Annotated in this window: 21 protein-coding genes; 12 read left to right on the top strand and 9 right to left on the bottom strand. The window is 73.2% G+C overall.

The genetic code is table 11. The annotated features are described in order from the left end of the window. The first annotated feature begins 54 nt into the window (after positions 1–54). Positions 55–969 (top strand): glucose-1-phosphate thymidylyltransferase RfbA, encoded by a 915-nt coding sequence (rfbA, locus tag RLT57_RS01970; protein WP_399127859.1) that lies wholly within the window; start codon positions 55–57, stop codon positions 967–969. On the opposite strand, the gene rfbC is transcribed toward rfbA, so the two are convergent. Next, on the bottom strand, positions 935–1,552 hold the full coding sequence (gene rfbC / locus RLT57_RS01965) for a dTDP-4-dehydrorhamnose 3,5-epimerase (protein WP_311295622.1): 618 nt from the start codon (positions 1,550–1,552) through the stop codon (positions 935–937). The genes rfbA and rfbC overlap by 35 nt on opposite strands. A gap of 293 nt (positions 1,553–1,845) precedes the next feature. Here rfbC and RLT57_RS01960 point away from each other — a divergent pair, with 293 nt between their 5' ends. The 10 genes from RLT57_RS01960 (at position 1,846) to RLT57_RS01915 (ending at position 12,873) form a co-directional block, all read left to right on the top strand. Further along, entirely contained in the window at positions 1,846–2,445 is a 600-nt protein-coding gene (locus RLT57_RS01960; protein WP_311295621.1) for an acyltransferase, read from the top strand. A gap of 536 nt (positions 2,446–2,981) precedes the next feature. Then, positions 2,982–4,181, top strand: coding sequence for a hypothetical protein (locus RLT57_RS01955; RefSeq protein ID WP_311295620.1), 1,200 nt, complete (start codon positions 2,982–2,984; stop codon positions 4,179–4,181). After that, positions 4,178–4,945 carry a WecB/TagA/CpsF family glycosyltransferase gene (locus RLT57_RS01950; protein WP_311295619.1) on the top strand — a complete coding sequence of 256 codons (768 nt, stop codon included), beginning with the start codon at positions 4,178–4,180 and terminating at the stop codon, positions 4,943–4,945. The genes RLT57_RS01955 and RLT57_RS01950 overlap by 4 nt, the downstream gene beginning before the upstream one ends. Beyond that, positions 4,945–6,201, top strand: coding sequence for a nucleotide sugar dehydrogenase (locus RLT57_RS01945; protein WP_311295618.1), 1,257 nt, complete (start codon positions 4,945–4,947; stop codon positions 6,199–6,201). The genes RLT57_RS01950 and RLT57_RS01945 overlap by 1 nt, the downstream gene beginning before the upstream one ends. A gap of 88 nt (positions 6,202–6,289) precedes the next feature. Continuing rightward, positions 6,290–7,444, top strand: coding sequence for a non-hydrolyzing UDP-N-acetylglucosamine 2-epimerase (gene wecB, locus RLT57_RS01940; protein ID WP_311295617.1), 1,155 nt, complete (start codon positions 6,290–6,292; stop codon positions 7,442–7,444). Beyond that, entirely contained in the window at positions 7,431–8,303 is an 873-nt protein-coding gene (locus RLT57_RS01935; RefSeq protein WP_311295616.1) for a chain length determinant protein, read from the top strand. The genes wecB and RLT57_RS01935 overlap by 14 nt, the downstream gene beginning before the upstream one ends. A 38-nt stretch (positions 8,304–8,341) precedes the next feature. Further along, positions 8,342–10,000, top strand: coding sequence for an oligosaccharide flippase family protein (locus RLT57_RS01930; protein WP_311295615.1), 1,659 nt, complete (start codon positions 8,342–8,344; stop codon positions 9,998–10,000). Positions 10,001–10,007: 7 nt separating this feature from the next. Next, the gene (locus tag RLT57_RS01925) at positions 10,008–11,132 is read left to right on the top strand and encodes a hypothetical protein (RefSeq protein ID WP_311295614.1); all 1,125 of its coding nucleotides are present in this window, start codon (positions 10,008–10,010) and stop codon (positions 11,130–11,132) included. Further along, the gene (locus RLT57_RS01920; RefSeq protein WP_311295613.1) at positions 11,129–12,064 is read left to right on the top strand and encodes a glycosyltransferase family A protein; all 936 of its coding nucleotides are present in this window, start codon (positions 11,129–11,131) and stop codon (positions 12,062–12,064) included. Before RLT57_RS01925 ends, RLT57_RS01920 begins: the two co-directional genes overlap by 4 nt. Positions 12,065–12,174: 110 nt before the next feature. After that, positions 12,175–12,873, top strand: coding sequence for a class I SAM-dependent methyltransferase (locus RLT57_RS01915; RefSeq protein ID WP_311295612.1), 699 nt, complete (start codon positions 12,175–12,177; stop codon positions 12,871–12,873). On the opposite strand, the gene RLT57_RS01910 is transcribed toward RLT57_RS01915, so the two are convergent. Both RLT57_RS01910 and RLT57_RS01905 read right to left on the bottom strand, forming a co-directional pair. Beyond that, positions 12,806–13,786: a glycosyltransferase family 2 protein gene (locus RLT57_RS01910; protein WP_311295611.1), complete on the bottom strand. Its 981-nt coding sequence runs from the start codon at positions 13,784–13,786 to the stop codon at positions 12,806–12,808. The genes RLT57_RS01915 and RLT57_RS01910 overlap by 68 nt on opposite strands. After that, positions 13,786–15,870, bottom strand: a complete 2,085-nt coding sequence (locus tag RLT57_RS01905) for an O-antigen ligase family protein (RefSeq protein ID WP_311295610.1) — start codon at positions 15,868–15,870, stop codon at positions 13,786–13,788. Before RLT57_RS01905 ends, RLT57_RS01910 begins: the two co-directional genes overlap by 1 nt. Positions 15,871–15,986: 116 nt before the next feature. Here RLT57_RS01905 and RLT57_RS01900 point away from each other — a divergent pair, with 116 nt between their 5' ends. After that, a complete protein-coding gene (locus tag RLT57_RS01900; protein ID WP_311295609.1) occupies positions 15,987–16,649 on the top strand; it encodes a hypothetical protein in 663 nt (220 codons plus the stop codon). Between the two features lie 71 nt (positions 16,650–16,720). On the opposite strand, the gene RLT57_RS01895 is transcribed toward RLT57_RS01900, so the two are convergent. The 6 genes from RLT57_RS01895 to RLT57_RS01870 all read right to left on the bottom strand — a co-directional run bounded on the left by RLT57_RS01895 (position 16,721) and on the right by RLT57_RS01870 (position 25,359). Continuing rightward, entirely contained in the window at positions 16,721–17,797 is a 1,077-nt protein-coding gene (locus tag RLT57_RS01895; protein ID WP_311295608.1) for a glycosyltransferase family 2 protein, read from the bottom strand. Positions 17,798–17,822: 25 nt separating this feature from the next. Then, positions 17,823–21,173, bottom strand: a complete 3,351-nt coding sequence (locus tag RLT57_RS01890; protein ID WP_311295607.1) for a DUF4082 domain-containing protein — start codon at positions 21,171–21,173, stop codon at positions 17,823–17,825. A 106-nt stretch (positions 21,174–21,279) separates the two neighbouring features. Further along, positions 21,280–22,395, bottom strand: coding sequence for a DegT/DnrJ/EryC1/StrS family aminotransferase (locus RLT57_RS01885; protein ID WP_311295606.1), 1,116 nt, complete (start codon positions 22,393–22,395; stop codon positions 21,280–21,282). Continuing rightward, complete coding sequence (locus RLT57_RS01880) at positions 22,392–23,189, bottom strand: acetyltransferase (protein ID WP_311295605.1); 798 nt, start codon at positions 23,187–23,189, stop codon at positions 22,392–22,394. The genes RLT57_RS01885 and RLT57_RS01880 overlap by 4 nt, the downstream gene beginning before the upstream one ends. Then, positions 23,186–24,346 carry a DegT/DnrJ/EryC1/StrS family aminotransferase gene (locus tag RLT57_RS01875; RefSeq protein WP_311295604.1) on the bottom strand — a complete coding sequence of 387 codons (1,161 nt, stop codon included), beginning with the start codon at positions 24,344–24,346 and terminating at the stop codon, positions 23,186–23,188. The genes RLT57_RS01880 and RLT57_RS01875 overlap by 4 nt, the downstream gene beginning before the upstream one ends. Further along, a complete protein-coding gene (locus RLT57_RS01870; protein WP_311295603.1) occupies positions 24,343–25,359 on the bottom strand; it encodes an NAD-dependent epimerase/dehydratase family protein in 1,017 nt (338 codons plus the stop codon). Before RLT57_RS01870 ends, RLT57_RS01875 begins: the two co-directional genes overlap by 4 nt. Between the last annotated feature and the right edge of the window lie 3 nt (positions 25,360–25,362).

Genomic DNA, 25,362 nt, shown 5'->3' with positions numbered 1-25,362 from the left:
GGAACTTCGCGGTCCAACGATGGGAAACCGGACAGACTGGCTATCATCGGCCGCATGCGTGGGATAGTGCTCGCCGGCGGTACCGGGTCTCGGCTGTGGCCGCTCACCCGGGCCGTCTCCAAACAGCTGATGCCGGTCTTCGACAAGCCGATGATCTACTACCCGCTGACGACTCTCGTCATGGCGGGCATCCGGGACATCCTGGTCATCACCACCCCTGACGACCGGCCGCAGTTCGAGCGGCTGCTCGGCGACGGCTCCCAGTGGGGGCTCGACTTCACCTTCGCGGTGCAGGACCGGCCGGCGGGCATCGCCGAGGCGTTCGTGATCGGCGAGCGCTTCATCGGCGACCAGCCGGTCGCCCTGATCCTCGGCGACAACATCTTCCACGGCGCGGGCCTGGGCCGGCAGCTGCGCGGCTACCGCGACCCGCGCGGCGGCGTGGTCTTCGCGCACGCGGTCGCCAATCCCGGCGACTACGGCGTGGTGGAGTTCGCCGCGGACGGCGCGGCCCTGTCCATCGAGGAGAAGCCCGCCCGGCCCAGGTCCCGGTACGCCGTGCCCGGCCTGTACTTCTACGACAGCGAAGTGGTCGCGATCGCCCGGAAGCTGACCCCCAGCGCCCGCGGCGAGCTGGAGATATCCCACATCAACCAGGAGTACCTGGAACGCGGCCGGCTCACCGTCTCGGTGCTGGACCGCGGCACCGTCTGGCTGGACACCGGCACCTTCCAGTCCCTGGTGCAGGCCTCGGAGTACGTCCGGGTGGTGGAGGAGCGGCAGGGCTTCAAAATCGGCTGCGTGGAGGAGGCCGCCTGGCTGGCCGGCCTCATCGACGACGAGCGGCTGCTGGCGCTCGCCGAGCCGCTGCGCAAGAGCGGCTACGGCGACTACCTGGCCGAGATCCTGGCGCACCGCGGCGACGACACCGGCTTCAACCACCGGACCGGGCGCTGGAAGTCCGGCTGAGCCGCTCGCCGTACGCCAGGCAGTCGCCGTAGGACGGCAGCAGCCCGCGCTCACGCGCCTCGCCGAGGGAGGGCGCCGCGGCGTCCTTCGCCGACAGCAGCGGTTCCACCCCGGCCGGCCACTCGATGCCCAGCGCCGGGTCCAGCGGGTGCACCCCGTGCTCCCGGGCCGGCGCGTAGCCCTCCGAGCACAGGTACACCACCGTCGCCTGGTCGGTCAGTGCCATGAAGGCGTGGCCGAGCCCCTCGGACAGGAACACCGAGGCGTGGTCGCGGTCGTCCAGCCGCACCGCCTCCCACCGCCCGAAGGCCGGCGACCCGACCCGTAGGTCCACCACGACGTCCAGCACCGCGCCGCTGACGCACTTGACGTACTTCGCCTGGCCCGGCGGCACGTCCGCGAAGTGGACGCCGCGCAGCGTCCCGCGTACCGACACCGAGCAGTTGGCCTGGGCCAGCCGCAGGTCGCGGCCGGTGGCGGTGGCGAAGTCGGCCTCGCGGAACCACTCGTGGAAGCCGCCACGCGGATCGGTGAGGACCTTCGGTTCCTGCACCCATGCCCCGGGGATGCCGAGCTGCCTCATGCGCTGTCACGTCCTTGCGTCGTCTGCGGGCGGCCGGTGTGCCGCGCCGTGCCGGCGGTGGGTGCCACCGGCGTGCCCCGGACAGGGGGTGCCGCTCGGCGGCCCCCTCCGGCGGCGTCCTATTGTGACCTCCGCGGGCGGGCGGAACGCGTCGGTCCGGTCAGTTCGGCGCGAACGGCCCGGCCACCGCCTATGCTCGCTCTGCACGGTTCCCGCGATCCCGGGGAGCCGCACGTCCGGGGAAGGGCTCTTGGGGAAGAGCCCGCAGGGGGAAGGCAGGGGGAGAATCGGCCATGACGGTCAGGACACAGCCGACCTCGCAGGTCGACGAGACCGCGCGGGTCGGCGAGGGCACCACCATCTGGGAGCTCGCCCAGATCCGCGAGCACGCCGTGCTCGGCAGCGGCTGCGTGGTCGGCCGCGGCGCGTACGTCGGGCCGGGAGTGCGGATCGGCGACAACGTCAAACTGCAGAACTACGCGCTGGTCTACGAACCCGCCGAGCTGGCCGACGGGGTGTTCGTCGGTCCGGCCGCGGTGCTCACCAACGACTACTTCCCGCGCTCGGTGGACCCCTCGGGCAAGCTCAAGCGCGGCGGGGACTGGGAGGCGGTCGCGGTCCGGGTCGCCGAGGGCGCCTCGCTGGGCGCCCGTTCGGTGTGCGTGGCGCCGGTGGCGGTGGGCCGCTGGGCGCTGGTCGCCGCGGGAGCCGTGGTCACCCGGGACGTACCGGACTTCGCGCTGGTCGCGGGGGTGCCGGCCCGCCGGATCGGCTGGGTCGGCCGGGCCGGGGTGCGGCTGGCCGAGCGGGACGGCGAGCCCGGGGTGTGGCAGTGTCCGCGGACGGGCGTGCTGCACGACGAGAAGGACGGCGTCCTCACCGAACGCCGGTGAGCGGCCCGGTCCCGAGGCCGGACCGCCCGGGGCCGGACCGCCCTTGCTCGCGGCCCCGCCGGACCGGCTTTGGCGCCGTCCACCGGGAGCGCCTGGCCGAAACAGCGGGTGAACGGACGGCGGCAGGTTTCCGTAAAGCGTCAATCAGCACATATCCGTAGGCATATCGTGTTCCATGGTGCAGGCTGGCGTGACATGTGACCGGCGGGCTGTGCTCGGCGGGGGCTGACGCGATCGGTGACGGGGCGGCCGGGGGGTGCGCGGTCGGGAACCGCGGCGGGACCGTCCGGCCGGTGGGGCCGGTGCCCGCGTCGGCCGCAACGCCGGAAACCCGGGGTGGTGAGGGACCGCCGCGGGGCCGATCGACAAGAAGCGACCAGGGGGGTCGGTGTGCCGGACCGAATCGGTCCTGGCGGGTGTGCCGCACACCGCCGGGCCGGCGTCCCGTGCCGGGCACGGACGCCGCTTCTCGGTGTACCCGGGCGACCCGGGCACACCCACGGACATGGCATGCTCATGATCATTGTGAGGGGACGATGACCACCACACGTCTGCAGGCCCTGAGCGGCGAGGATCCGCCGCTGCACGCGCTCGCCGAGCGGCTGCTCGCGCTCGCCGAGGCCGGCCTGCCCGCGATGTACCTGCCCGACCAGGACACCTTCGTGTTCACCCGGGCCGCCCGGCCCGCGCCGGACGGCGGCTGGACCCTGGAAAGCCGAGGGGTGAGCACCCGGTACGCGGCCATCACCGCGCTCGGCGTCCGGCTGCTGCCCGAGGACCGGCAGCGCGCCGCCCTCGGCGGCCACACCGCCGAGGAGTTCGCCGGACTGCTGGTCGAGCGGCTGCCGCAGGTGACCAACCTCGGCGACGCGGCCCTGACCGCCTGGGCCGCCGCCGAGACCGGACACCCCAAACTCGCCGACGCCCTGGACCGGGTGGCCGCGCTGGACGCCGCCGACGGCCCGCGGTACACCGTCGAGGCCGCCTGGGTGCTGTCCGCGCTCGCCGCCGCGCGCCACAGCGTGGACGTGGAGCAGCGCATCGCCGCCGCCCGCGACCGCCTGCTGGCCGCCAGGATCGGCGGCAGCCCGCTCTTCCCGCACGCCACCGGCCCCGGCCTGGTGCCCTGGTACCGGGCGCACGTCAGCTGCTTCGCCGACCAGACGTACCCGCTGCAGGCACTGGCCCGCACCCACGCGAGCGGCGACGACCCGCGGGCGCTGGCCGCGGCCGACGCCTGCGGCATCCGCATCGGCGAACTCCAGGGCCAGGCGGGCCAGTGGTGGTGGCACTACGACGCCCGCACCGGCCGCAACGTCGAGGGCTACCCCGTCTACAGCGTGCACCAGCACGCGATGGCGCCCACCGCCCTGTTCGACCTCGCCGACGCCGGCGGCACCGACCTGCGCGCGGCGATACGACGGGGCCTGAGCTGGATGGCCGCCCCCGCGGAGCTGGCCGCCACCGACCGGCCCGAGTCCGTCATCCGCGACGACCTCGGAGTCACCTGGCGCAAGGTCTTCCGCGGCGACCCCAAGAAGGCGGTCCGCGCCGCCCGCGGCCTGACCACCCGGGCCGTCCGCTCCGCCCGGATCGCCCCGCTGGACCGGGTCTTCCGGCCCACCGCGATCGACCGCGAGTGCCGCCCGTACGAGTTCGGCTGGATGCTCTACGCCTGGCTCGCCCAGGAGCGGTCCGCCGCCCGGTCGGCCGCGGCCACGGGGGAGCAGGCATGACCCGCCGCACCCTCTTCGGCTACGCACTCGACGCACTGACCATGGACGAGACCGTCCAGCGCTGCCTGGACGCGGTACGCGACCACCGCCCGCTGGAGGTCGGCGTGGTCAACGCCGCCAAGCTGGTCAACATGCGGCGCGACCCCCGGCTCGCCGAGGCCGTCGCCGGCTGCGACCTGGTGGTGGCCGACGGCCAGGCCGTGGTCTGGGCCGCCCGGGTGCTGCGCCAGCCGCTGCCCGAACGGGTGGCCGGCATCGACCTGTTCATGCGGCTGCTCGCCGAGGCCGAGCCCCGGGGCATCGGCGTCTATTTCCTCGGCGCCCGCGCCGACGTGCTGGAGCTGATGATCACCGAGGTCCGCCGCCGCTTCCCGGCGCTGCGGATCGCCGGCCACCGCAACGGCTACTTCGACGACTCCGAGCAGGAGGCGATCGCCGACGCCATCCACGACAGCGGCGCCCGGCTGCTCTTCCTCGGCATGACCTCGCCGAAGAAGGAGATCTTCACCGCGGCCCACGGCAAGCGCACCGGCGTCGACGTCGTGCACGGCGTCGGCGGCTCCTTCGACATCCTCGCCGGAATCACCAAACGCGCCCCCGGGGCCTGGCAGCGGCTCGGCCTGGAGTGGCTCTACCGCCTGCTCCAGGAGCCGCGCCGGCTCGCCCGGCGCTACCTCACCACCAACGCGGCCTTCCTCCTGATGACGGCCCGGGAACTCATCCGCCGTACACCCGCAGCGGGTTCTGCGAACAGGAGTCTTTGATGCGCGTCGTCGTCGTAGGACAGGGATACGTGGGCCTGCCACTGGCCATCCGCGCCGCGGAGGTCGGCCACGAGGTCATCGGGTACGACGTGGACGCCGGCCGGGTCAAGAGCCTGGCCGCCGGGGTCTCGTTCGTCGAGGACGTCTCCTCCGAGCGGATCGCGGCCGCCATGGACCGCGGCGCCTACCGCCCCAGCGACTCCGCCCGGGACTGCGGCGGCTTCGACGTCGCCGTGGTGACCGTGCCGACACCGCTGACCGACGGGGTGCCGGACCTGCGCTACATCGAGGAGTCGGCCCGCACCCTGGCCCGCTATCTGCGGCCGGGTGCCACCGTGGTCCTGGAGTCGACCACCTACCCCGGCACCACCCAGGAGCTGTTCGCGCCGCTGCTGGAGGACGGCTCGGGACTCACCGCCGGCACCGACTTCCACCTCGGCTACAGCCCCGAGCGGATCGACCCGGGCAACCCGGTGTGGGGCTTCAAGGAGACCCCCAAGGTCGTCTCCGGGGTCGACGCCGGCTCGCTCAAGGCCGTCCAGTCCTTCTACGCCGAACTGGTCGACACCACGGTGCCGGTCGGCTCGCCCAAGGAGGCCGAACTCGCCAAGCTGCTGGAGAACACCTTCCGGCACGTCAACATCGCCCTGGTCAACGAGATCGCGATGTTCGCCCGGCACCTGGACATCGACGTGTGGCAGGCCATCGACGCCGCCTCCAGCAAGCCGTTCGGCTTCATGCGGTTCACCCCGGGCCCCGGCGTCGGCGGCCACTGCCTGCCGATCGACCCCTCGTACCTGTCCTGGCGGGTGCAGCGCGAACTCGGCCAGAGCTTCCGCTTCGTGGAGCTCGCCAACGACATCAACGGCCACATGCCCGACTACGTGGTCCGCCGGGTGACGGACGCCTTCAACGAGCGGCGCCGGTCGGTCAACGGCTCCCGGGTACTGCTGCTGGGCCTGGCGTACAAGAAGAACACCGGTGACGCCCGCGAGTCGCCCTCGCTGCGGATATCCCAGCTGCTGCTGGACATGGGCGCCGAGGTCAGGGCCGCCGACCCGCACGTGGTGGAGACTGCGGCCGTCGACTCCCGGCTGACCCGGGTGGAGCTGACCCGGCAGGAGCTGGCCGACGCCGACCTGGTGGTGCTGCTCACCGACCACGACTCCTTCGACTACGACCTGGTGACCGAGCACGCCTCCCTCGTCCTCGACTGCCGTCGCCGGCTGTCCGGCCCCACGATCGAGGTGCTCTGACCCGATGGACCGCCCGACCCCGGGACAGCCCGGACCGACCGGACGGCCGGACCGTCCCGAACAGCACGAGAGGCCGGCGAGCTCCGCGATGAGAATCGTCTGTGTGGCCGGGGCCCGCCCCAACTACATGAAGATCAAGCCGGTGATGGACGCCCTGGAGCGCCGCGGCGCCGAGGTCGTGCTGGTCCACACCGGACAGCACTACGACGACGCCATGAACGACGTCTTCTTCCGCGACCTCGGCATCCGGCCGCCCGACCGGTTCCTCGGCGTCGGCTCCGGCAGCCACGCCGAGCAGACCGGCCGGGTGATGACCGCCTTCGAGCCGCTGCTCGCCGAGACCGCCCCCGACGCCGTGGTGGTCGTCGGCGACATCAACTCCACCCTGGCCTGCGCCCTGGTCACCGCCAAGGCCGGCCCGCTGCTCGCCCACGTCGAGGCGGGCCTGCGCAGCCGCGACTGGGGCATGCCCGAGGAGGTCAACCGGGTCGCCACCGACCGGGTCAGCGACTACCTGCTGGCCCCCTCGCCGGACGCCGCCGACAACCTGCGCGCCGAGGGCTACCGCGACGACCAGATCCACGTCGTCGGCAATGTGATGATCGACACGCTGCTCGCCAACCTGGAACGGGCCCGGCGTTCCGACGTACTGGACCGCTACGGCCTCGCCCCCGGGCAGTACGGCCTGGTCACCCTGCACCGGCCGGCCAACGTCGACGACCCCGCGGTGCTCACCGGCCTGCTCAAGGCGCTCGGCGAGATCGCCGCCGACTGCCCGCTGCTGCTGCCGGTGCACCCCCGGGCGGCCGGCCGGCTCGCCGAACTCGGCGTGCCCGGCGGCATCCGGCTGGTACCGCCCGCCGGATACCTGGACTTCATCGCGCTCCAGGACTCCGCCCGGGTGGTGCTCACCGACTCCGGCGGCGTCCAGGAGGAGACCACCGCCCTCGGTGTGCCCTGTGTGACCCTCCGGGACAACACCGAGCGCCCGATCACCGTCGAGCAGGGCACCAACACACTGGCCGGCCGCGACCCGGACCGTATCGTCGCCACCGCCGCCCGGGTACTGGCCGCACCGCCCGCCCCCCGCCGGCCCGAGCTGTGGGACGGCAGGGCGAGCGAACGGATCGCGGACGTCCTGCTGGAGGGAGGCACCGCACGGACCCGGCCCAGACCCACCGATATGCTCTCGACCACGCAACACGGGGCCGCGAGGGGGAACGACAAGCATGGATCTCGCTGAGATCTGCCGGGTCATGGGCAGACGCTGGTACATACTGGTGCCGGGTCTGCTGCTCACGGTGGTGGTGACGGTCGGCGTCTATCTGGCGGTGCCGATCTCCTACCAGTCGCAGAGCACGGTGATGCTGCTCAACTCGCAGGCCGCCACGAAGGACTTCGACGGCAACCCGTTCCTGAGCACGCAGACCTCGCTGACCGGCATGGCCGACAGCCTGGCCCGCAACCTCAACTCCGACGCCTCGCTCGCCGCCCTGCGGCGCCAGGGCGCCAGCGGGACCCTGGTGGCGAAGATCGCCGACAACGCCCAGGGACCGCTGATGTGGCTCACCGTCACCGGCACCCGGAAAACAGCGGTACTGAAGTCCGACACGCTGCTCACCGCCTACGCCAAGCAGCGGCTGGCGGACTTCCAGGTACAGCAGGGCGTGGTGCCGCAGGCGATGATCCGGATGACCACCATCGTCCCGCCGCAGATCCCGGTCGCCCAGACCAAGACCCGGCTGGAGTACCTGGTGATGGCCGCGCTGGCCGGACTGGTGATCAGCATGGTGGCCACCTTCTACGTGGAGGCCCGGCTCCGCAGGCCCGCCGGCCGGCGGCACGCCGGGCGGGCGGCCGGCCCCGAGACGCGGCCGCCCGAGCAGCCCGCCGTGCAGGACCCGCCCGCCCCCGTCAGGGCGGCCAGGCCGGCCCCCCGGTGGGCGGGTGAGGGGGACCGCGCACCGGTGGACCGCACACCGGTGGACCGCGCCCGCCCGGCCGACCCCGCCGACCCGGCCGACCCGGCGCCGCCCGGCCCGCTCCCGGAACCGGCGGACGAGTCCGTGACGACCGGCGGCGACGCGCACCGCTTCGTGTGACCCGCATCAGACGAGCCACCCGGCAAGGAGTCGTTCCCATGCACAGGGCGCGCGCAACGGACACCTCGGCGCAAGAGACCGCCGCCGTCAACGCCCCTCCCGTCCCTTCCGGCCCCACCGATCCCGTCGACCCCGACGCGGCCGCCTTCCCACGGATGCGCCCGATCCCGTCGTGGGCGATCCGGGAGCCGGAGCCCCTACCGCCGCTCGCCCCGGTCGTCCCGCCGGCCAAGGCCGACGCGCTGCCGGCCGGCCCGGCGACCTCGGCGCCGCTGGGCCGGCGGGTGCGCTCCGCCGCCCGGTGGAGCCTGATCAACACCATGGTGATGCGGCTCGGCAACTTCGCCACCGGCATCATCCTGGCCCGCTTCGCCCTCGGCCCGGCCGCCTGGGGCGTCTACGGCATCGCGCAGACCGTGCTGATGGTGCTGCTGTCCGCCAACGAACTGGGTGTCGGCCTGGCCATCGTCCGCTGGGACGGAGACCCGCGCCGCTTCGCACCCACCGTGCTCAGCCTCAGCGTGCTGTCCAGCCTCACCCTGTACGTGGCGCTGTTCGCCGCCTCTCCGGCCGTCGCCCACGCCATGGGGTCGCCCCAGGCCACCGGTGTACTGCGGGTGATGTGCCTGTGCGTGATCCTGGACGGCGTCGCCCAGGTCCCGGCCGGCTTCCTCACCAGGGAGTTCGCCCAGGGCCGGCGGATGGTCATCGACGCGGTCAACTTCGTGCTCAGCACGGGCGTGACGCTGCTGCTGGCCTTCCAGGGCATGGGCGCCATGAGTTTCGCCTGGGGCGCCGTGGTCGGCAACGTGGCGGCCCTGATCGGCTTCTGCCTGGCCGCCCCCGGCACCCTGAAGCTCGGCTGGAACCCCCGGCAGGCCAGGGCGCTGCTGCGGTTCGGCCTGCCGCTGGCCGGCGCCAGCCTGCTCGCCCTCGGCGTGGTCAACGTCGACACCCTGGTGGTCGGCTCCACCCTCGGCAACGTGGAACTCGGCTTCTACGTGCTCGCCTTCAACATCTCCAGCTGGCCGGTCCGGATCATCTCCGAGGCCGCCCGCCGGGTCTCCTTCGCGGGGTTCTCCCGGCTGGCCGACTCCGCCCAGGGCCTGGCCCGCGGGTTCAGCCGCGCGCTCGGCGTGGTGATCACCGGCACCGTCCCCATCTGCATACTGCTGGCCGGCTTCTCCCACGCGATCGTGCAGCTGATCTACGGCGACGAGTGGCTGCCCGCCGCCAAGGCGCTGCCCTGGCTGATGGGCCTCGGCCTGGTCCGGATCGGCTGCGAACTCGCCTACGACTGCCTGGTCGCGCTCGGCCGGCGCCGCTCGCTCATCGGTGTGCAGGGCCTGTGGCTGGTCGCGCTGATCCCGGTGCTGATCGTGGCCGCCCACCTGCACGGCATCGTCGGCGTCTCGCAGGCCCACATCCTGGTCGCCGCCGGCATCGTCGTCCCCTTCTTCCTGATCGCCCTGCGCGGCGGCGGCATCGGCCTGCGCTGGATCGCCCGGGCCTGCATCTGGCCGTTCCTCGGCGGCGCGGTGATGGTGGTCACCATCCTCTCCCTGGAGCGGCGCTACGGCGACGGCCGGATCGCGCTCTTCGCCATCGGCCTGGTGGCCCTGGTGCTGTACGCGGTGTGCGTACTGCCGAGCCGCACCTTCCTGCGCGGCACCGCGCCCCCCAAGACCTCTAGGTAGGCTCCTCATGCTTCACAGAAGACTGCCCTTCGTCGTGGCGGGCGCCGTGTTAGCGCTGGTGCTCTCCGTGGTGCTGGCGACCCGCTCCCACGAGGGCGGCCCCGGCAGCGGCGGCGGCTGCCCGGTCACCGCGCTGACGTGCGCCCCCGGCCAGGCCAACCCGCCGAACTCCACCGCGCCCGCCGACGACGGCAAATCCCCGGCCCTCGACGGCACCAACGCGCCCGGCATCCACCGCGCCCGGCCCACCACCAAGGCACCGGACGGCCGCACCACCGCACCCGGTACCAAGCCGGGCGGCGGCAAGGGCGGCGGCGCGACCGCCGACGCCGCCGGCTTCCCCGACGCCGCCACCACCGGTCCCCGGCTGTCCATGAAGCCGCACCGGACCGGCGCGATGTCGGTACGGACCGACGGCATGGTCATCAGCCGCTGGGACATCACCGGCTCGCTGGACATCTACGCCGACAACGTCACCATCATCGACAGCCGCATCACCTCCGACAACTGGTGGGGGGTCAACCTGCGGTCCGGCTACAGCGGCCTGCGGATCCTGCACACCACCATCACCGCCGTGCCCGGCAAGGGCCCCGACAACGGCGGCGTGGACTACGGCGTGTCCAACATGGGCGACAGCTCCATCGAGGTCGGCTGGTGCGACATCTCGGTCTTCGGCAACTCGCTGTCCATGGGCCAGGGCAACCTGCACGACAACTACGTCCACGACATCACACCGTTCCGCAACCAGGGCGGCGAATGGCAGCACACCGACCCGGTGATCTCCGACGGCGGCAACAGCGGCGAGCTGATCATCCGGCACAACACCCTGCTCAACAACACCCCGGTCGACCAGGGCGCGTCCGGCAGCATCGGGCTGTTCGCCGACACCGGCGCGGTGAAGAACGTCACCGTGGACGGCAACCTGCTGGCCGGCGGCGCCTACGCGCTCTACGGCGGCGGCCAGGGCTCCAGCGGCATCAAGGTCACCAACAACGTCTTCTCCACCCGGTTCCATCCGAACAGCGGGGCGTACGGCGCGGTCGCCGCCTGGGACGCGGGCGGCGCGGGCAACGAATGGAGCAACAACAAGATGTCGGACGGCAGCGTGGTCACCCCGCAGGCGGACCAGTGAGCGGCGGCCCGGCGGCGGGGGCCGGGACCGGCGCCGGGGACGCGGCGGCGCGGGCCGGGGCGGGCGCCGGGGCTGCGGGGGGGCGGACGGGCCCCGCCGGTCCGGCGGGGCCGACCCGGACCGGCACCGGGGGAGCGGCGGCCGCCCTGCGCCGTACCGCCCGCGCGCCCTGGACGCTGCTCAAGGGCGCCTTCGGCTGGCTGGTGCTCTTCGAGGTCAGGAACAAGGTGCTGCTCGCCCCCGGCGCGCTGCGGCTGCGCCGCCGGGAGGACACCGAGGTCCGCCGGCTGGCCGCCACGCTCCCGCGCCCCCCGGCCGCCCTGGTCGCCACCGTGATCGCCACCCACCGCCGCCCCGAGGCGCTGCGCGCCGCGGTCGCCTCCGCGCTGGCCCAGACCGTCACCGACCACGTCGTCGTGGTGGTCGACGACGGCGCCGGCCTGCCGGAACTGCCCGCCGACCGCCGGCTGTTCGCGGTGTCGCTGGCCGCCAACACCGGGGTCGCGGGCGTCGTCCGCAACGTCGGCATCCGGCTGAGCGACTCCACCTACCTCGCCTTCCTCGACGACGACAACCTCTGGGAGCCCGACCACCTGGCCCGCGCCCTCGGTGAGCTCCAGGCCCCCGGCGGCCCGGACGGCGTCTACACCGCGCTGCGCCGGGTGCTGCCCGACGGCACCGAGCACGACATCCTCTCGGTGCCCTACGACCGCCGCCGGGCCGCCCGCGCGTCCTTCCTCGACACCAACGCCTTCGTCGCCCGCCGCGACCGCACCCTCCGCTTCAGCCGGCTGCGCCGCACCCCGGACGTCATGCCCCGCGAGGACTGGGAGCTGATCCACCGCTACGCCCGCCGGCACCGGGTACGGCACATCCCGCACCCCACCGTCCGCTACCTCGTCAACCCGGCCAGCTTCTACACCCAGTGGTAGCCACGGGCATCTTCGGTGTCGGCTGACGAACGCACAACTCCCCTGGCGCTGCGTACCGTTGGCATAACAGCCCGCAGTCGCCGCCGCGGGCGCCCGACGCGTCAGGGGGGATGTCCGTGCCGCACGCCCGCGCGCTGCGCAACCGGCTGGTCGAGGGACCGGGATCGCTCGGCGAGCGGCTGCGGACCGCCCGCTGGGAGCGATTAGCCGGCTTCTTCCCCAACCTCGCCGGCCTTAGCGTGGTGGACCTCGGCGGCACCCCCGACATGTGGCAGCGGGCTCCGGTGCGCCCCCGCCACGTCCACGTGGTCAACCTGGCGCCGCCGCCCGCCGGCCTGCCGGACTGGATCACCGCCCAGACCGCCGACGTCACCGAGCCCGCGGTCGCCGCCGGACTCGGCCGCTACGACCTGGCCTTCTCCAACGCCACCATCGAGCACGTCGGCGGCTACCGGGACCGGCGCCGGTTCGCCGCCGCCGTGGAGGCGCTCGCCCCGCTGCACTGGGTGCAGACGCCCTACCGCTACTTCCCGGTCGAGCCGCACTTCGTGGCGCCCGGCTTCCAGTTCCTGCCGCTGGCCGCCCGCGCCCGGCTGGTGCGCCGCTGGCCGCTCACCCACAGCAAGGTCGGCAGCCCGCAGGAGGCCATGGACGCGGTCATCGGCGTCGAGCTGCTGGGGCGCGCCGAGATGCGGCACCTCTTCCCCGGCTCGACGCTGCTGAGCGAACGGGTGCTGGGCGTCACGAAGTCGCTGATCGCGGTGCGGCCGGAGCGGGGCCCGGCCGCTCCCGCAGCTTCGCGGGACTGAGCAGCGCGCCCACCGCCGCCCGGCTCGGCGCCTTGCCGATCAGCGCCCGCGAGGTCTCCCGCAGCAGCACCGCCGCCCAGAACGCGACCGCCGCCGGCACCCCGTGCCGGCGCCGGTGCAGCCGCACCCGGTTCAGCACCAGCAGCGTCCACAGGAACGGCGAGACCCGCGAGTCGCCGCCTATGTGCACCGCGGCCGCGGCCGGCTCCAGCCGGGTGGCGAAGCCGCGGTCGCCGGCCCGCAGGCAGTACTCGGTCTCCTCCGAGTACAGGAAGTAGGACTCGTCCCACGGCCCGCACGCGTCCAGCACCTCGCCGGACAGCATCATCAGCGCGCCGGCCGCCCAGTCGGCCCGGGTCGCGGCGGTGTACGCCCGCGGGTCGGTGACCAGTTCGCCGAGCGCCGGGAAGCGCCCGGCCCGCCGGTTGCCGATCACCGCCTCGCCGAACGCCCGCACCACGCTCGGCGCCCGGCGCAGCGAACGGACCACCGTGGTGCCGTCCTCCTCGTACAGCAACGGCACGCTGATGCCGACCCGGTCGCCGTCCGGCAGTTCCTCGCCGAGCGCGTCCAGCAGCGACTTGGCGCAGCCCTGGCGCATCCGGACGTCCGGGTTGCAGACCAGCGCGGCCCGGATGCCGGCCGGCCAGCCGGCGGTGGCGTCCAGCGCCGCGTTGATGCCGGCCGCGTAGCCGGCGTTGCGGCCGGTCTGCACGATCGTGGTGTCCGGGGCGAGCCGGCGCAGCACCGCCACCGTGTCGTCCGCGGAGTCGTTGTCGGCGACGACCAGCCGCCAGTCCACTCCGTCCATGCCCGCCGGCAGCGAGGCGATGAACTCCGGCAGCACGGCGGCGCTGTTCCAGGTGACGACGAGTACGGCGACGGGGCCGGCGGCTGCGGTCTTGGCGGGCATCAGGACTCCACGAGTTGGGGTTGCGCCGCGCGTGCGGCGGGCACGGCGGGTCGGCCGGAGGCGGCGGGCGCTGCGGGCGCGGCGGCGGGTGCGGAAGCGGAGCCGGCGGCGGACCCCGCGCCCGGCGCCGGCCCGGCGTCGCGCCGCAGGAAGCCCGCGTAGCCGCCGCCGGCGCCGAGGGTGAGGAAGAACATCCCGGCGAACATCGGGAACATCAGCGCGTCGAAGGTCGCGCTGGCCACCAGGGCCACCAGGGCCGAGGCGAAGAACGCCTGCCCCAGTTCCCGGTCGGACTCGGTCCTGGCGATCCGCCGGATAACGCCGCCGTGGTGGATGCCGCAGAAGTACAGCGTGAACAGCGCCACCAGGCCCAGCAGGCCCATCTCGGCCAGCGACAGCATGTACTGGTTGTCGGTGTAGAAGTACAGGTCCGGGGTGAAGGTGCCGAAGCCCCGCCCGAACAGCGGCCGCTCCTTGAGGTACGGCACGATCGCCGAGTACTTCACGGTACGCGCCTGGGTGCTGCTGTCGGAGTTGGACAGGAAGCTGGAGAACAGCGTGGTGATGGTCCCGATCAGCCCCGGCACCAGCACCTTGAAGACGGCCACCGACGCGGTCAGCAGCCCGATCGCCGCCCACCGCCGCTGCGGCTTCCAGCGGGGCAGCAGCACCAGGACCACGATCGCCGCCCCGATGATGGAGGTACGCGACACGGTCAGCGGCAGCGCGCCGCCCATCAGGGCCACCGGACCCCAGCGCCTCAGCGCGCTCGCCCCCTTGCGTACCGGGTCGAACGCCTGCTGCACGGCGAACGGCAGCAGGATGGCCAGCATCCCGCCGAACTCCAGCGGCTGCGCGGTGGTGGACCGCGGCCGGACGAACGAACCGCGGTCCAGTGTGGTGACGCCCGCCACGCTGGAGTTGAGCCCCGGGATGTGGACGGAGTCGGCGATGTTGGTGGCGAAGAAGAAGTCGTAGTAGCCGATCGCGGCCACCACCGTGCCCATCACGACCATCCGCCGCATCAGGGTGTCCAGCCGGTCCCGGTCCTGGACGCCCGCCGACACCAGCACCACCAGCGCCACCCACACCAGCAGCCCGATCAGCCCCCGGTCGGCGGCCAGCACCTCCTCGTGGGAGGCGCTGCGGGTGGCGTCGGCGACGTACGCCATCAGCACCGCGGCGGCCAGGACGCACATCGCCAGCCGCGGCCCCCTGGTGCCGTACGCCGGGGTGATCCGGCCGGACAGCCAGCTCGCCAGGTACCACAGCAGCGCGAGCAGCGCGAAGACGTTGGCCGGGGTGCCGACGCCGCCCAGCGCGGGCAGCGCCAGGTTGGAGGGGATGAAGAAGGCCAGCGCCATGTAGACGGTCAGTACCGCGGTGGCGTCCAGCTCCCGGCGCAGCAGTCCGCGGCCCGGCAGCATCGCCTTCATCCCGCGCCCCGGCGGGACGGCCGGGGCGCCCGTGCGGCGCCGCCGGGCCAGCGCGACGCTCTCGGTGGCGAAGCACAGGAAGAAACCCGCCGCGGTGGCCGCGATGACCACCGCGGCCACCCGCTGGTAGCGGGCCTTCATCTGCGAGACCGGTGTCTGCGGCAGCACGATCGGCGCCGCCTTGACGTAGTACTGCGGGGCGACCTGCGAGGCGGACTGCAACGCCTGTAGCTGCTCGCCGGCGAAGTCGGTGAGCGCCTTGGTCTCCCTGAGCACCTTGTTCCGGTCGGTGCCGCTCACGCTCAGCCCGACCAGCGGCCCGGACGCCTGCGCGGCGAAGCCGACGGTGTACCGGTCGGTGACGCCCATGCCGCTCAGGCTCTTGGCCGCGTCCGTCGACTCCAGCGTCCTGATCAGCACGTCGGCGGTGACGACCAGCGAACCCCCGGCGTTGGCGATGGGGTTGCCGAAGGTCGGGGCCTGCCGGGCCACCGCGGTGGAGTCCAGCAGCGACACCGAGCTCTGCGACTCGTACGTCACCGGTACCGAGGTGTACATGTAGCCGCCGGTCAGCAGCCCGATCATGGTGATCGGCACCATCAGGTACCAGCGGCGGCGCAGCACCGCCAGCAGCTCGCCGAGTGTCACAGGCCCTCCCCGCGTCCAGCACTCCCGCAAACCGGCGGTTTCCGGGGCGGGACACCCGAACCGGTGGCAGCGGGTCCCGTGGCCTGACAGTATCGGTCCCGACGGGAGGAGGCCCGATGTCCCCTGGTGAGGTCGTCCTCGCACTGCTGCGGCGCTGGTACGTCCTGGTCTTCGCGCTGCTGCTGACCGTGGCGGGCGCCTACCACGTGCTGCGGCCGCCGCAGGAGTACCTGAGCACCGCGGTGATCGTGGTCAAGCCGCCGGCCACCGGCAATCAGCCGAACCAGCTGGCGAACCTGCAACCGCCGGTGGCCGCCGTCTCGTACGCGGTCATCGAGCAGCTCCGCTCGCCGGCCGGCACCGCGGAACTCGCGGCGGCCGGGGTGCGCGAGCGGTACGCGCTGATCCCGCGCAACAGCGGCACCAGCGTCACCCCGGCATACCTGATCCCCTCGCTCCAGGTCCAGGCCCGGCAGCGGGAGGCCGCCACGGCCGACACCGCGGCCTACACGGTCATCTCGGTGTACCGCCACCATCTGGCCGCGCTGCAGACCGCCCAGCACGTCCCGGCGGACGCGCAGATGACCGCGGAGCTGCTGGTGCCGCCCAACTCCGTGCTGGAGTCCGGTACCAGGAGCCGGGCGCTGGCCGGAGTGGCGCTGGGCGGCGGGGTCGGCGGGGTGCTGGCCGCGCTGTGGACCGACCGCTGGTTCCGCCGCCGCAGCCCGCTGTACGCCCGGCCGCGTCCCCCGGCGTCCGCCGCCCCGGCCGCAGGCTGAGCGGCGGGGCGGCGCCGCGCCGGCCGGTGTCGTACCGCCCGGCGCGGCGCCGCCCCGTGGGTTCCGCCCCATCACAGGCCCCGGCGCTTCCACGACTGCCACCACAGCCACTCCCGGCCGCGCTCGGCGACCGCGGACAGCACCAGCGGCTGGAGGTACGGCATCGTGCCCGCCCCGATCCTCCGCCGCAGCCGCAGCGCCCGGTACTCCGGCAGCGCCTCGAAGCCCGGCAGGCAGTCCCGGGCGAACTCCACCAGCTCCTCGACCGGCACCTCAGCGGTGCGGCCCCGGTCGTAGGCCCGGTAGGCCCGCCGCAGCGCGAACCGGGCCAGCCGGGTGTGCACGGTCAGCGACAGCCGCTCGGCCTGCGGCAGCCGGTCGGCGCACTTGGCCAGCACCGACTCGAAGGCGATCCGGCGCTGCCGCAGGTCGTCCAGCTGGCCGCCGAACTCGGTGGTGGACATGTTGTCGCCGTGCACCCGGTAGTACGCCTGGTCGGCGCCGCGGACGTAACCGACGTCCGCGTGTGCCGCCAGCCGCATCCACATCTCGATGTCGCCGGCGTGCGGCAGCTCGGGGTCGTAGCCCCCCACCGCGCGCTGGAGGCTGGTGCGGACCACGACCTCCGGCGAGGTGATGCAGCCGGTGCCCTCGCCGAACCTCCGCTCCAGCCACCACTGCCCGGGGTAGACGACCTGGCCCGTGCCCTTGGTACGGGCCTTCGGCAGCGGGCCGCCGTGCTGGAAGCGCAGTGGCCTGCCGTAGGCGAACCCCGCCTGCGGGTTGGCGTCCAGCAGGGCCGCGGCCCGCACCAGCGCGCCCGGCACCAGCCGGTCGTCGGCGGACAGCAGCGCCACGTAGTCGCCGTCGGCCCACTCCAGCAGGCCCTCGTTGTACGTGGCGATGTGCCCCTTGTTCCTCTCGTGCACCCGCACCTCGATCCTCGGGTCGGAGGCCGCGAGCCTGCGCGCGGCCTCCGCCGAGTCGTCGGGTGACGCGTCGTCGATGATCAGCACCCGGACGTCCAGGCCCTCCTGCTCCTCCAGGACGCTGCTCACGCAGTCGGCCAGGAAGTGGCCGTACTTGTAGCAGGGGATCACCACGCTGACACTGCTCATCGACGTACTGCCGACCTTCCGTTCCTGCATGGGTCCTGCCGGGGTTCCGGCAGGGCTATCGAGTGGTTTCCGAGGTGGTGCCGTCGGACGGCGGGAGCGGCAGGGTGGTGCTGAAGATCGGCGCCACCCAGTAGTTCGCCGACCCGTAACTGCCGTTCGGGAACGCCGGATCCGAACCGTAGCGGTACAGACCGTTGGGAGTCCCGGCGACGTCGGCCGTCGCGGTCAGCGGATACGACTGGTGCGCACCGGCGAAGTACCCGCCGTCGACCGCGTAGTGGCCGTTCGGCGCGTGGTACGACACCACATAGGCGGTGCCCGCGGTGACCGGGATTGGGTCGGTGAAGGACAGCAGCTGCCAGCCCGTCTCGGTCTCGTTGGAGAACGTGCCGGTCGCCAGCTGCGTACCGTCGGCCGACCACAGGCTGCCGGTGTGGGTACCGGTGTTGCCCGCGCCCTTGTAGAAGGTGACGCCGGTGATGTAGCCGTTGAGCGCCGACGTGAAGCGGGCGCCCAGCTCCACGGAGTTGGTGTCACCGGTCATGTCGGTGGTCGCCGGCACGGTGGTGCCCGGCCACAGGGTGCACGGGCAGGTGACCGCCGGGGGCGTGGTGCTGGTGGTGAAGGACCAGGTGGTCGGGGACGCCATGTGGTTGCCCCACAGGTCGTCCACCTGCACCGAGACCGTGTACACGGTGTTCAGCGCCAGCTCGGTGGACGGCGTGAACGTCACGCTGCTCGCCGAGGCGAAGGACCTGGTCCCCGGCACGTTGTTCCCGTCCGGGTCCTTGAGCGACATCACCAGCGTGGTGTCGTCGATGCCCTCGTTGAACGTGGCGGTCACCGGAGCGGTGATCGGCACGTCGGCCGCCCCGGACGTCGGCGCCTTGACCGTCACCACCGGCGGCGCGCTGCTCGCCGAGGAGGTGTCCAGGACCGCGTCCACCCAGTAGTTGCTGCCGTCGGACGCCGAGTCGGGGAAGCCGCCCGACGAGCCGTAGTGGTAGACGCCGTTGCCGCCGTCCGTCCCGGACTTGAGCGCGGTCAGCGGCGCGAGGCCGGCCGCCTTGGCGCTGAAGTAGCCGCCGTCGTAGGAGTATCCGCCGTTCGGCGCGAAGTACGAGGCGACATAGGTGGTGTTGGCCTTGATCGGTACCGGGCTGTCGAAGTTGAGCTGCTGCCAGCCGGACGCGGTCTCGCCGGTGAAGGTGCCGGTGGCCAGCCGCTGGCCGCTCGCGCTCCACAGGCTGCCGGTGTGCGTCCCGGTGTTGTTCGGGGACTTGTAGAACCGGATGCCGGTGATGGAGCCGGGCGAGCTGCTGCGGATCTTGACGCCGAGCTCCAGGGAGCTGCCGTCGCCGCCGTTGACGGTGCCGGGCACCGCGGTGCCGGGCCAGATGGTGCACGGGCACTGCTGGGCGCCGACGGTCAGCGGGACCGTGGTGACGGCGCCGATGTTGACGCTGTCGTCCACGGCGCGGACCTTGATCTGCGGGGTGCCGGTGTCGGTCGGGGTCCAGGAGTAGCTCCAGGACGTGGTGCCGGTCGCGGCGTTCCACGTCGTGCCGCCGTCGGTGGAGACCTCCACCCGGGCCACCACGCCGCCCACGTCAGCGGCGGTGCCGGTGATGGCGACCGGCTTGAGCGCCGGCACCGTGGTGCCGAGCGCCGGGGTGGTCACGGTGACCACCGGACCGGTGTGGTCGGTGCTCGCGGTCGCCGCGACCAGGCCGCTCTGCAGCGTCTTGGGCTGGACGCCCATGTCCGCGAAGAGGTTCACGGTGGCCTGCTGCATCCGCTTGTCGGCGGTGGTCACCTGGTCGTCCGGGTCGCTGGTGGGCACGTTGGACAGGCCCCACGACCACTGCACGGTGCCGGAGCCGAACACCAGCGCGCCCGACGTCTGGTCGCGGTACTCGACCAGGTTGTGGGTCGCGGTGCCGTTGCCGTAGACGTTGCCGTAGTCCATCCGCAGCTTGCCGTCGGTGATGTCCACCGTGGTCGACGACAGGTCGATCTGGCCGCTCGGCCGGGTCACGCCGGGCAGGTCGCTGTCCCACTCGTAGCCGAGGGTGCCGACCGGGAAGGTCGCCGTCTGGTTCGGCAGCAGGTTGGCGACGCTGGTGTCGCGCCACAGCCGCATGCCCGCGTACGTGCCCGGCACGGTGATGGCGTCACTGCGGTAGCCGTTCACGGTGAACAGCGACCCGGTCAGGATGTTCTGCGGCTGGAACGGCTCGCCCTTGGCGGCGCTGCCGGGGTCCAGGAAGGCGCCGGTCCACACCTGCGGATCGGGGTCCGGGATGCCGTCCGGCACGGCGAACTCCAGCTTGGTCTCCTTGTAGCAGATCAGGGTGCGGTCGGCGGTGGCCGACCCGTCGATGCTCGGCGCCAGCCGGGTCTTCCAGGAGACCTCGTTGCCGCTGAAGTACGTCTCGTTGACACCGGCCGCCCGCGCCGCGAGCGCGTTGGTGAACTGGTCCTGCGTCCAGTACTCGTCGTGTCCCGACGACATGAACATCTTGTGGTTCAGCAGCAGCGAACCGTTGGTGGACATGTCGATGCCGGAGATGTAGCTGACGTCGTAGCCGTTCTCCTCCAGCCAGTACAGCATCTCGTACTCGGAGCCGTAGACGCCGTTGTCACCGCCGATGTCCATCGGGCGGTTGTAACTGACCTGGTACGCGCGGCCGTCGGGCGCGGGGCCGTTGCCGTCGTACAGGTTCCGGCCGCCCCACTTGTTGTACGCCTGCCAGGTCTCGTCGTCGGTCTGTACCACGATGTCGGAGTGGCTGGCGTTGTTGCGCACCACGAACGGGTACGGCATCACGCCGTTGCCGTCCGTCTGGTCGAAGTTGGCGATGTACACGCCCGAGACGGCGTCGCTCGGCACCGTCCAGCTGGCGGTCACCGGCCAGTTGCCGCAGTCCTGCAGCCCGGTGTCGTCGGTGGTGCAGGCCAGCGGCTTGCCGTCGGCGTCACCGTCGTTCACCGTGTTGTCGGGCGGGCTGCCCGGGGTGCCGTCCCGGGTGAAGTTGGCCGGGTAGCTCGCCGCGGCCTGGGCCGCGGTCGATATCTGCCGGGCCCCGTCGCCGCCGTAGTAGCCGAGCCGGTAGATTTCGACGTGGTAGGGAACCGGCGACTGCACCTTGAACTGGATGGTGTCGCCGGCCTGGACGCTGTCCTTGGTCGGGAAGCCCTGCACGTTGCCATAGGCGCTGGGCGCGAACCAGTCCTCCATCGGCGTGCCCGCCTTGGAGTTCTCGCACACGATCGGGTTGGAACCGGTCCCGCAGGGATCGGACGCCGACGCCCCGGAACTGACGACCACCGGTAGGACGGCCGCGACCACCGCGGCGACCAGGGCGCACAACAGGCCCCGGATGAGTCTGCTCTTTCTGTACATCTGTTCCTCTGTACTTCTCTGGTGCCAGGCCCGGCTCGGTGAGGCGGGAGGAGCGAAGCGGTGACTGAGCACCGAAGTGGCCGCGGCCGGCTGCCGCGGTCCGGCGTCAGCGCAGGGCGGCGGCGAGCGTGTCGACGACTCGCTGCTGCTGTTCGGCGGTGATCTGCGGAAAGAGCGGCAGCGAGAGGATCCGGTCCGCCGCCTCCTCGGCATGAGGGAAGTCGCCCCGGCGGTGGCCGAGGTGGGCGAAGGCCGGGGTCAGGTGGACCGGCGCGGGGTAGTGGACACCCGCCCCGACGCCCTCGGCGTTGAGCTTGCCGACCACGTCGTCGCGGTCGGCGCCGACGACGCGCAGGACGTACAGATGCCAGACGTGCTCGTTGCCGGGCACGGTGACCGGCGGTACCACCCGGCCGGCCGCCACCAGGTCCGCCAGCAGCGCGTCGTAGCGCGCGGCGGCGGCCAGCCGGGCCCGGTTGCCCTCGGCGAGCCGGGCCAGCTTCGCCCGCAGTACCACCGCCTGCAGACCGTCGAGCCGGCTGTTGAACCCGGCCACGTCGTGGCGGTACTTGGCGACGCCGCCGTGGTTGGCGACGGCCCGCACCAGGCCGGCGCGCTCCTCGTCGTCGGTGAGCACCGCGCCCGCGTCGCCGTAGGCGCCGAGGTTCTTGCCGGGGTAGAAGCTGGTGGCGGCGATACCGCCGCTGCCCGGCGAGCGCCCGTCACGGGTCGCGCCCTGGCACTGCGCGGCGTCCTCGACGACCCGGACCCGGGACGGCAGCGCCGCGGCCAGCCCGGCCACCTCCGCGCACTGCCCGTACAGGTGCACCGGCACCACCGCCCGGGTGGCCGGGCCGACCGCGGCCAGCGCCGCCGCCGGGTCCAGCAGGTAGGAGTCCGGCAGGCAGTCCGCGAGCACCGGGCGGGCCCCGGCCCTGGCCACCGCCCCGGCGGTGGCGATGAAGGTGTTGGCGGGGATGACCACCTCGTCGCCGAGCCCGACGCCGCTCGCCCGCAGCGCCAGCTCGAGGGCGTCGGTGCCGTTGGCGACCCCCACGCAGTGCGCGACACCGGCGAACGCGGCGTACTCGCGCTCGAAGTCGCGCACCTCGTCGCCGCCGATGAAGGCGGTACGGGCCAGCACCCGCTCGAACCCGGCCTGCACCTGCTCGGCGACCTCGGCGTGCGCCGCCTTCAGATCGACCAGCGGTATCTGGTTCATATGACTGGGCTCCCCATCCGTGTCGCCGGCCGCGGGCCGGTCGTGTCCGTTTCGCCGGTGCCGCCCGGCCGCTGTCCGCCGGCCAGCTCCCGCAGCGCCGCCGGGCCGGCCGCGCGCAGCCGGCGGGCCGGGGAACCCACCCAGACCTCGCCCGGCGGCACGTCGGCGAGCACCGCGGCGCCCATGCCGACCAGCGACCAGGCGCCGACCACGGTGTGCTCGCGCACCAGCGCGCCCGCGCCGACGTAGGCGCCGCGGGCCACCCGCACCCCGCCGCCGAGCCGGACGCCGGAGGCGATGGTGGCGAATTCCTCGACCACGTCGTCGTGGGTCAGCACCGCGTGCGGCATCACCGCGGCGTGCGCGCCGACCCGTACCGCCGCGGTCAGCACGCAGTGCGCCAGCAGCACCGAACCCGGGCCGACGGACGAGGAGTCCGAGACCACCGCGGCCGGGTGGACCAGCGTGGCGTACCGCTGCTCGGGCAGGGCCAGCCGGCGCACCAGCCTGGCCCGTACCGCGTAGTCCCGCGGGCTGCCCACGCACACCAGCAGCCGCGCCTGCGGCAGTTCCGGCACCAGGTCGCAGCCGCCCAGCACCGGGACGCCGTCCACCTCGGTGCCGTGCAGCGCCGGGTCGTCGTCCAGATGGCCGAGCAGCCGCCAGCGCTCGGCGCGGTCCGCGGCCCGGTCTGCGGCCTGGGTGTCGCGTACCGCCTGCGCGGCCTCCCGGGCGAACCCGCCCGCGCCCACGATGACCAGCGCGCCGCTCCGCGCCCGGCCGGGGCCGCTCACGCCCGAGCCTGTTCGCGCAACACGGCGATCACCCGGTCCTGCTGCGCCTCGGTCATGGTGTGGAACAGCGGCAGGATCAGCGAGTCACGGCTGATCCGCTCGGTCACCGGCAGCGCGACGTGCGGATGGCCGCGGTAGGCCGGCTCCAGATGGGCGGCCATGATGCCGCGCCGGGCGGAGATCCCGGCCTCGGACAGCGCCGCCAGCAACTCGTCCCGGCCCACCGGGAAGTCCTCGGCGGGCAGCACCCAGTACGACTGGAAGTTGCCCTGCCCGTACGCCGGGTCGCGGACCGGGACCAGGCCCGGCACGTCCGCCAGCAGCTCGTCGTAGCGCGCGGCCAGCGCGCGGCGCCTGGCCACCATCTCGTCGAGCTTGCCGAGCTGCACCAGGCCGACCGCGGCCTGGATGTCGGTCATCCGGTAATTGAAACCGACTTCGAGGTAGCTCTCCAGCACCGGGGTGCTGGAGGCGTGCCGCTGGGCCGCGGAGGCGTTCATACCGTGCTCGCGCAGCCGGCGCAGCCGCTGCGCCCACGCGGCGTCGTCGGTGGTGATCATGCCGCCCTCGCCGGTGGTGACCACCTTGCGCGGGTGGAACGACCAGGCGGCCAGCAGCGCGCCGCGGCCGACCGAGGCACCGCCGACCGTGGAGCCGATCGCGCAGGCCGCGTCCTCCACCAGGGCGACGCCCCACTGCGCGCAGCGCTCCCGCAGGGTGCGCACGTCGGCGGGCACCCCGCCCTGGTGGACCACGACCACCGCCTTCGTCCGCTCGGTGCGCACCGCGTCCACCGTCGCGGCGGTCAGGTTGCCGGTGGCCGCCTCCACGTCGGCGAACACCGGCTGCGCGCCCACGTAGCGGACCGCGTTGGCGGTGGCGATGAACGACAGCGAGGGGACGACCACCTCGTCGCCGGGGCCCAGGTCCAGCGCCACCAGCGCCAGGTGCAGCGCGGTGGTGCAGGAGCTGACCGCGACGCCGTGCGCGGCGCCCACCCGCTCGGCGAAGGCCGCCTCGAACGCGGCGACCCGCGGCCCCTGGGCGACCCAGCCGGACAGCACGGCGTCGGCGGCGGCCTGCGCCTCCTCCGGGCCGAGCCACGGGATCATCACCGGGATACGCTCCAGGGCGGCCGGCCGGGCCGGGGCGCTCATCGGGCGGTCCCGGGCCCGGTGGCCGCGCCGCCGGCCGCGGCGGCCAGGTCCGCCGCCCGCTCGGCCCGCCACCAGTCCACCAGGTCCCGCAGGCCCGCCCGCAGATCGATCTCCGCGGTGAACCCGAGCCGCTCGGCGGCCAGCGAGGTGTCCGCGAGACGGCGGGTCACCCCGTTGACCGCGCGGGCCGGCCCGTGCTCGGGCGGCAGGTCTGCGCCCATCGCCTCCAGCAGCCCCAGCGCCAGCTCCTGCAGGGAGGTCTCGGTGCCGCTGGCGACGTTGAACACCTCGTCGGTCAGGTCGGACTCCGCGGCCAGCACATTGGCCCGCGCGATGTCCCTGACGTGCACGAAGTCCATGGTCTGGGTTCCGTCGCCGAGGATCAGCGGCGGCTGTCCGGCCTCGATCCGCTCCATCCAGCGGATCAGCACCTCGGTGTACAGGCCGTGGATGTCCATCCGCGGCCCGTAGACGTTGAAGTACCGCAGCGCCACGTAGTCCAGGCCGTACATGGCGTGGAAGCTGCGCAGCATGGCCTCGTTGAACGCCTTCGCGGCCCCGTAGAACGTGTCGTTGTTGTACGGGTGGTGGCGCTCGGTGGTGGGGAAGGTCTCGGCCAGGCCGTAGAGGGAGGCCGACGACGAGGCGACCACCTTGCCGACCCCCGCCGCGGCGGCGGCCTCCAGTACGTTGAAGGTGCCGTCGACCAGCACCTCGTTGGCCAGCCGGGGCTCCTCCGCGCACTGGGTGATCCGGATCGCGGCCAGGTGGAACACCAGGTCGGCGCCCTCGGTGACCTTCCGGACGGTGGCCCGGTCGCGGATGTCGCCCTCGACCACCTCGACGACGCCGCTGCCCGCCGACCGCGAAAGGTTCGCCGTCCGGCCGCGGACGAAGTTGTCGAGCACCACGACATGCTGCGCGCCGCCGTCGACCAGCCGGTCCACCAGGTGGGAGCCGATCGTGCCGGCGCCTCCGGTGACCAGGATCCTCTTGCCTCGTACCGTGCTCAACTC

The organism is Streptomyces sp. ITFR-21, from assembly GCF_031844685.1.
Taxonomy (GTDB): domain Bacteria; phylum Actinomycetota; class Actinomycetes; order Streptomycetales; family Streptomycetaceae; genus Actinacidiphila.
Note: the sequence above shows the minus strand (reverse complement) of the source record. Positions and strands in the feature narration are given on the sequence as shown.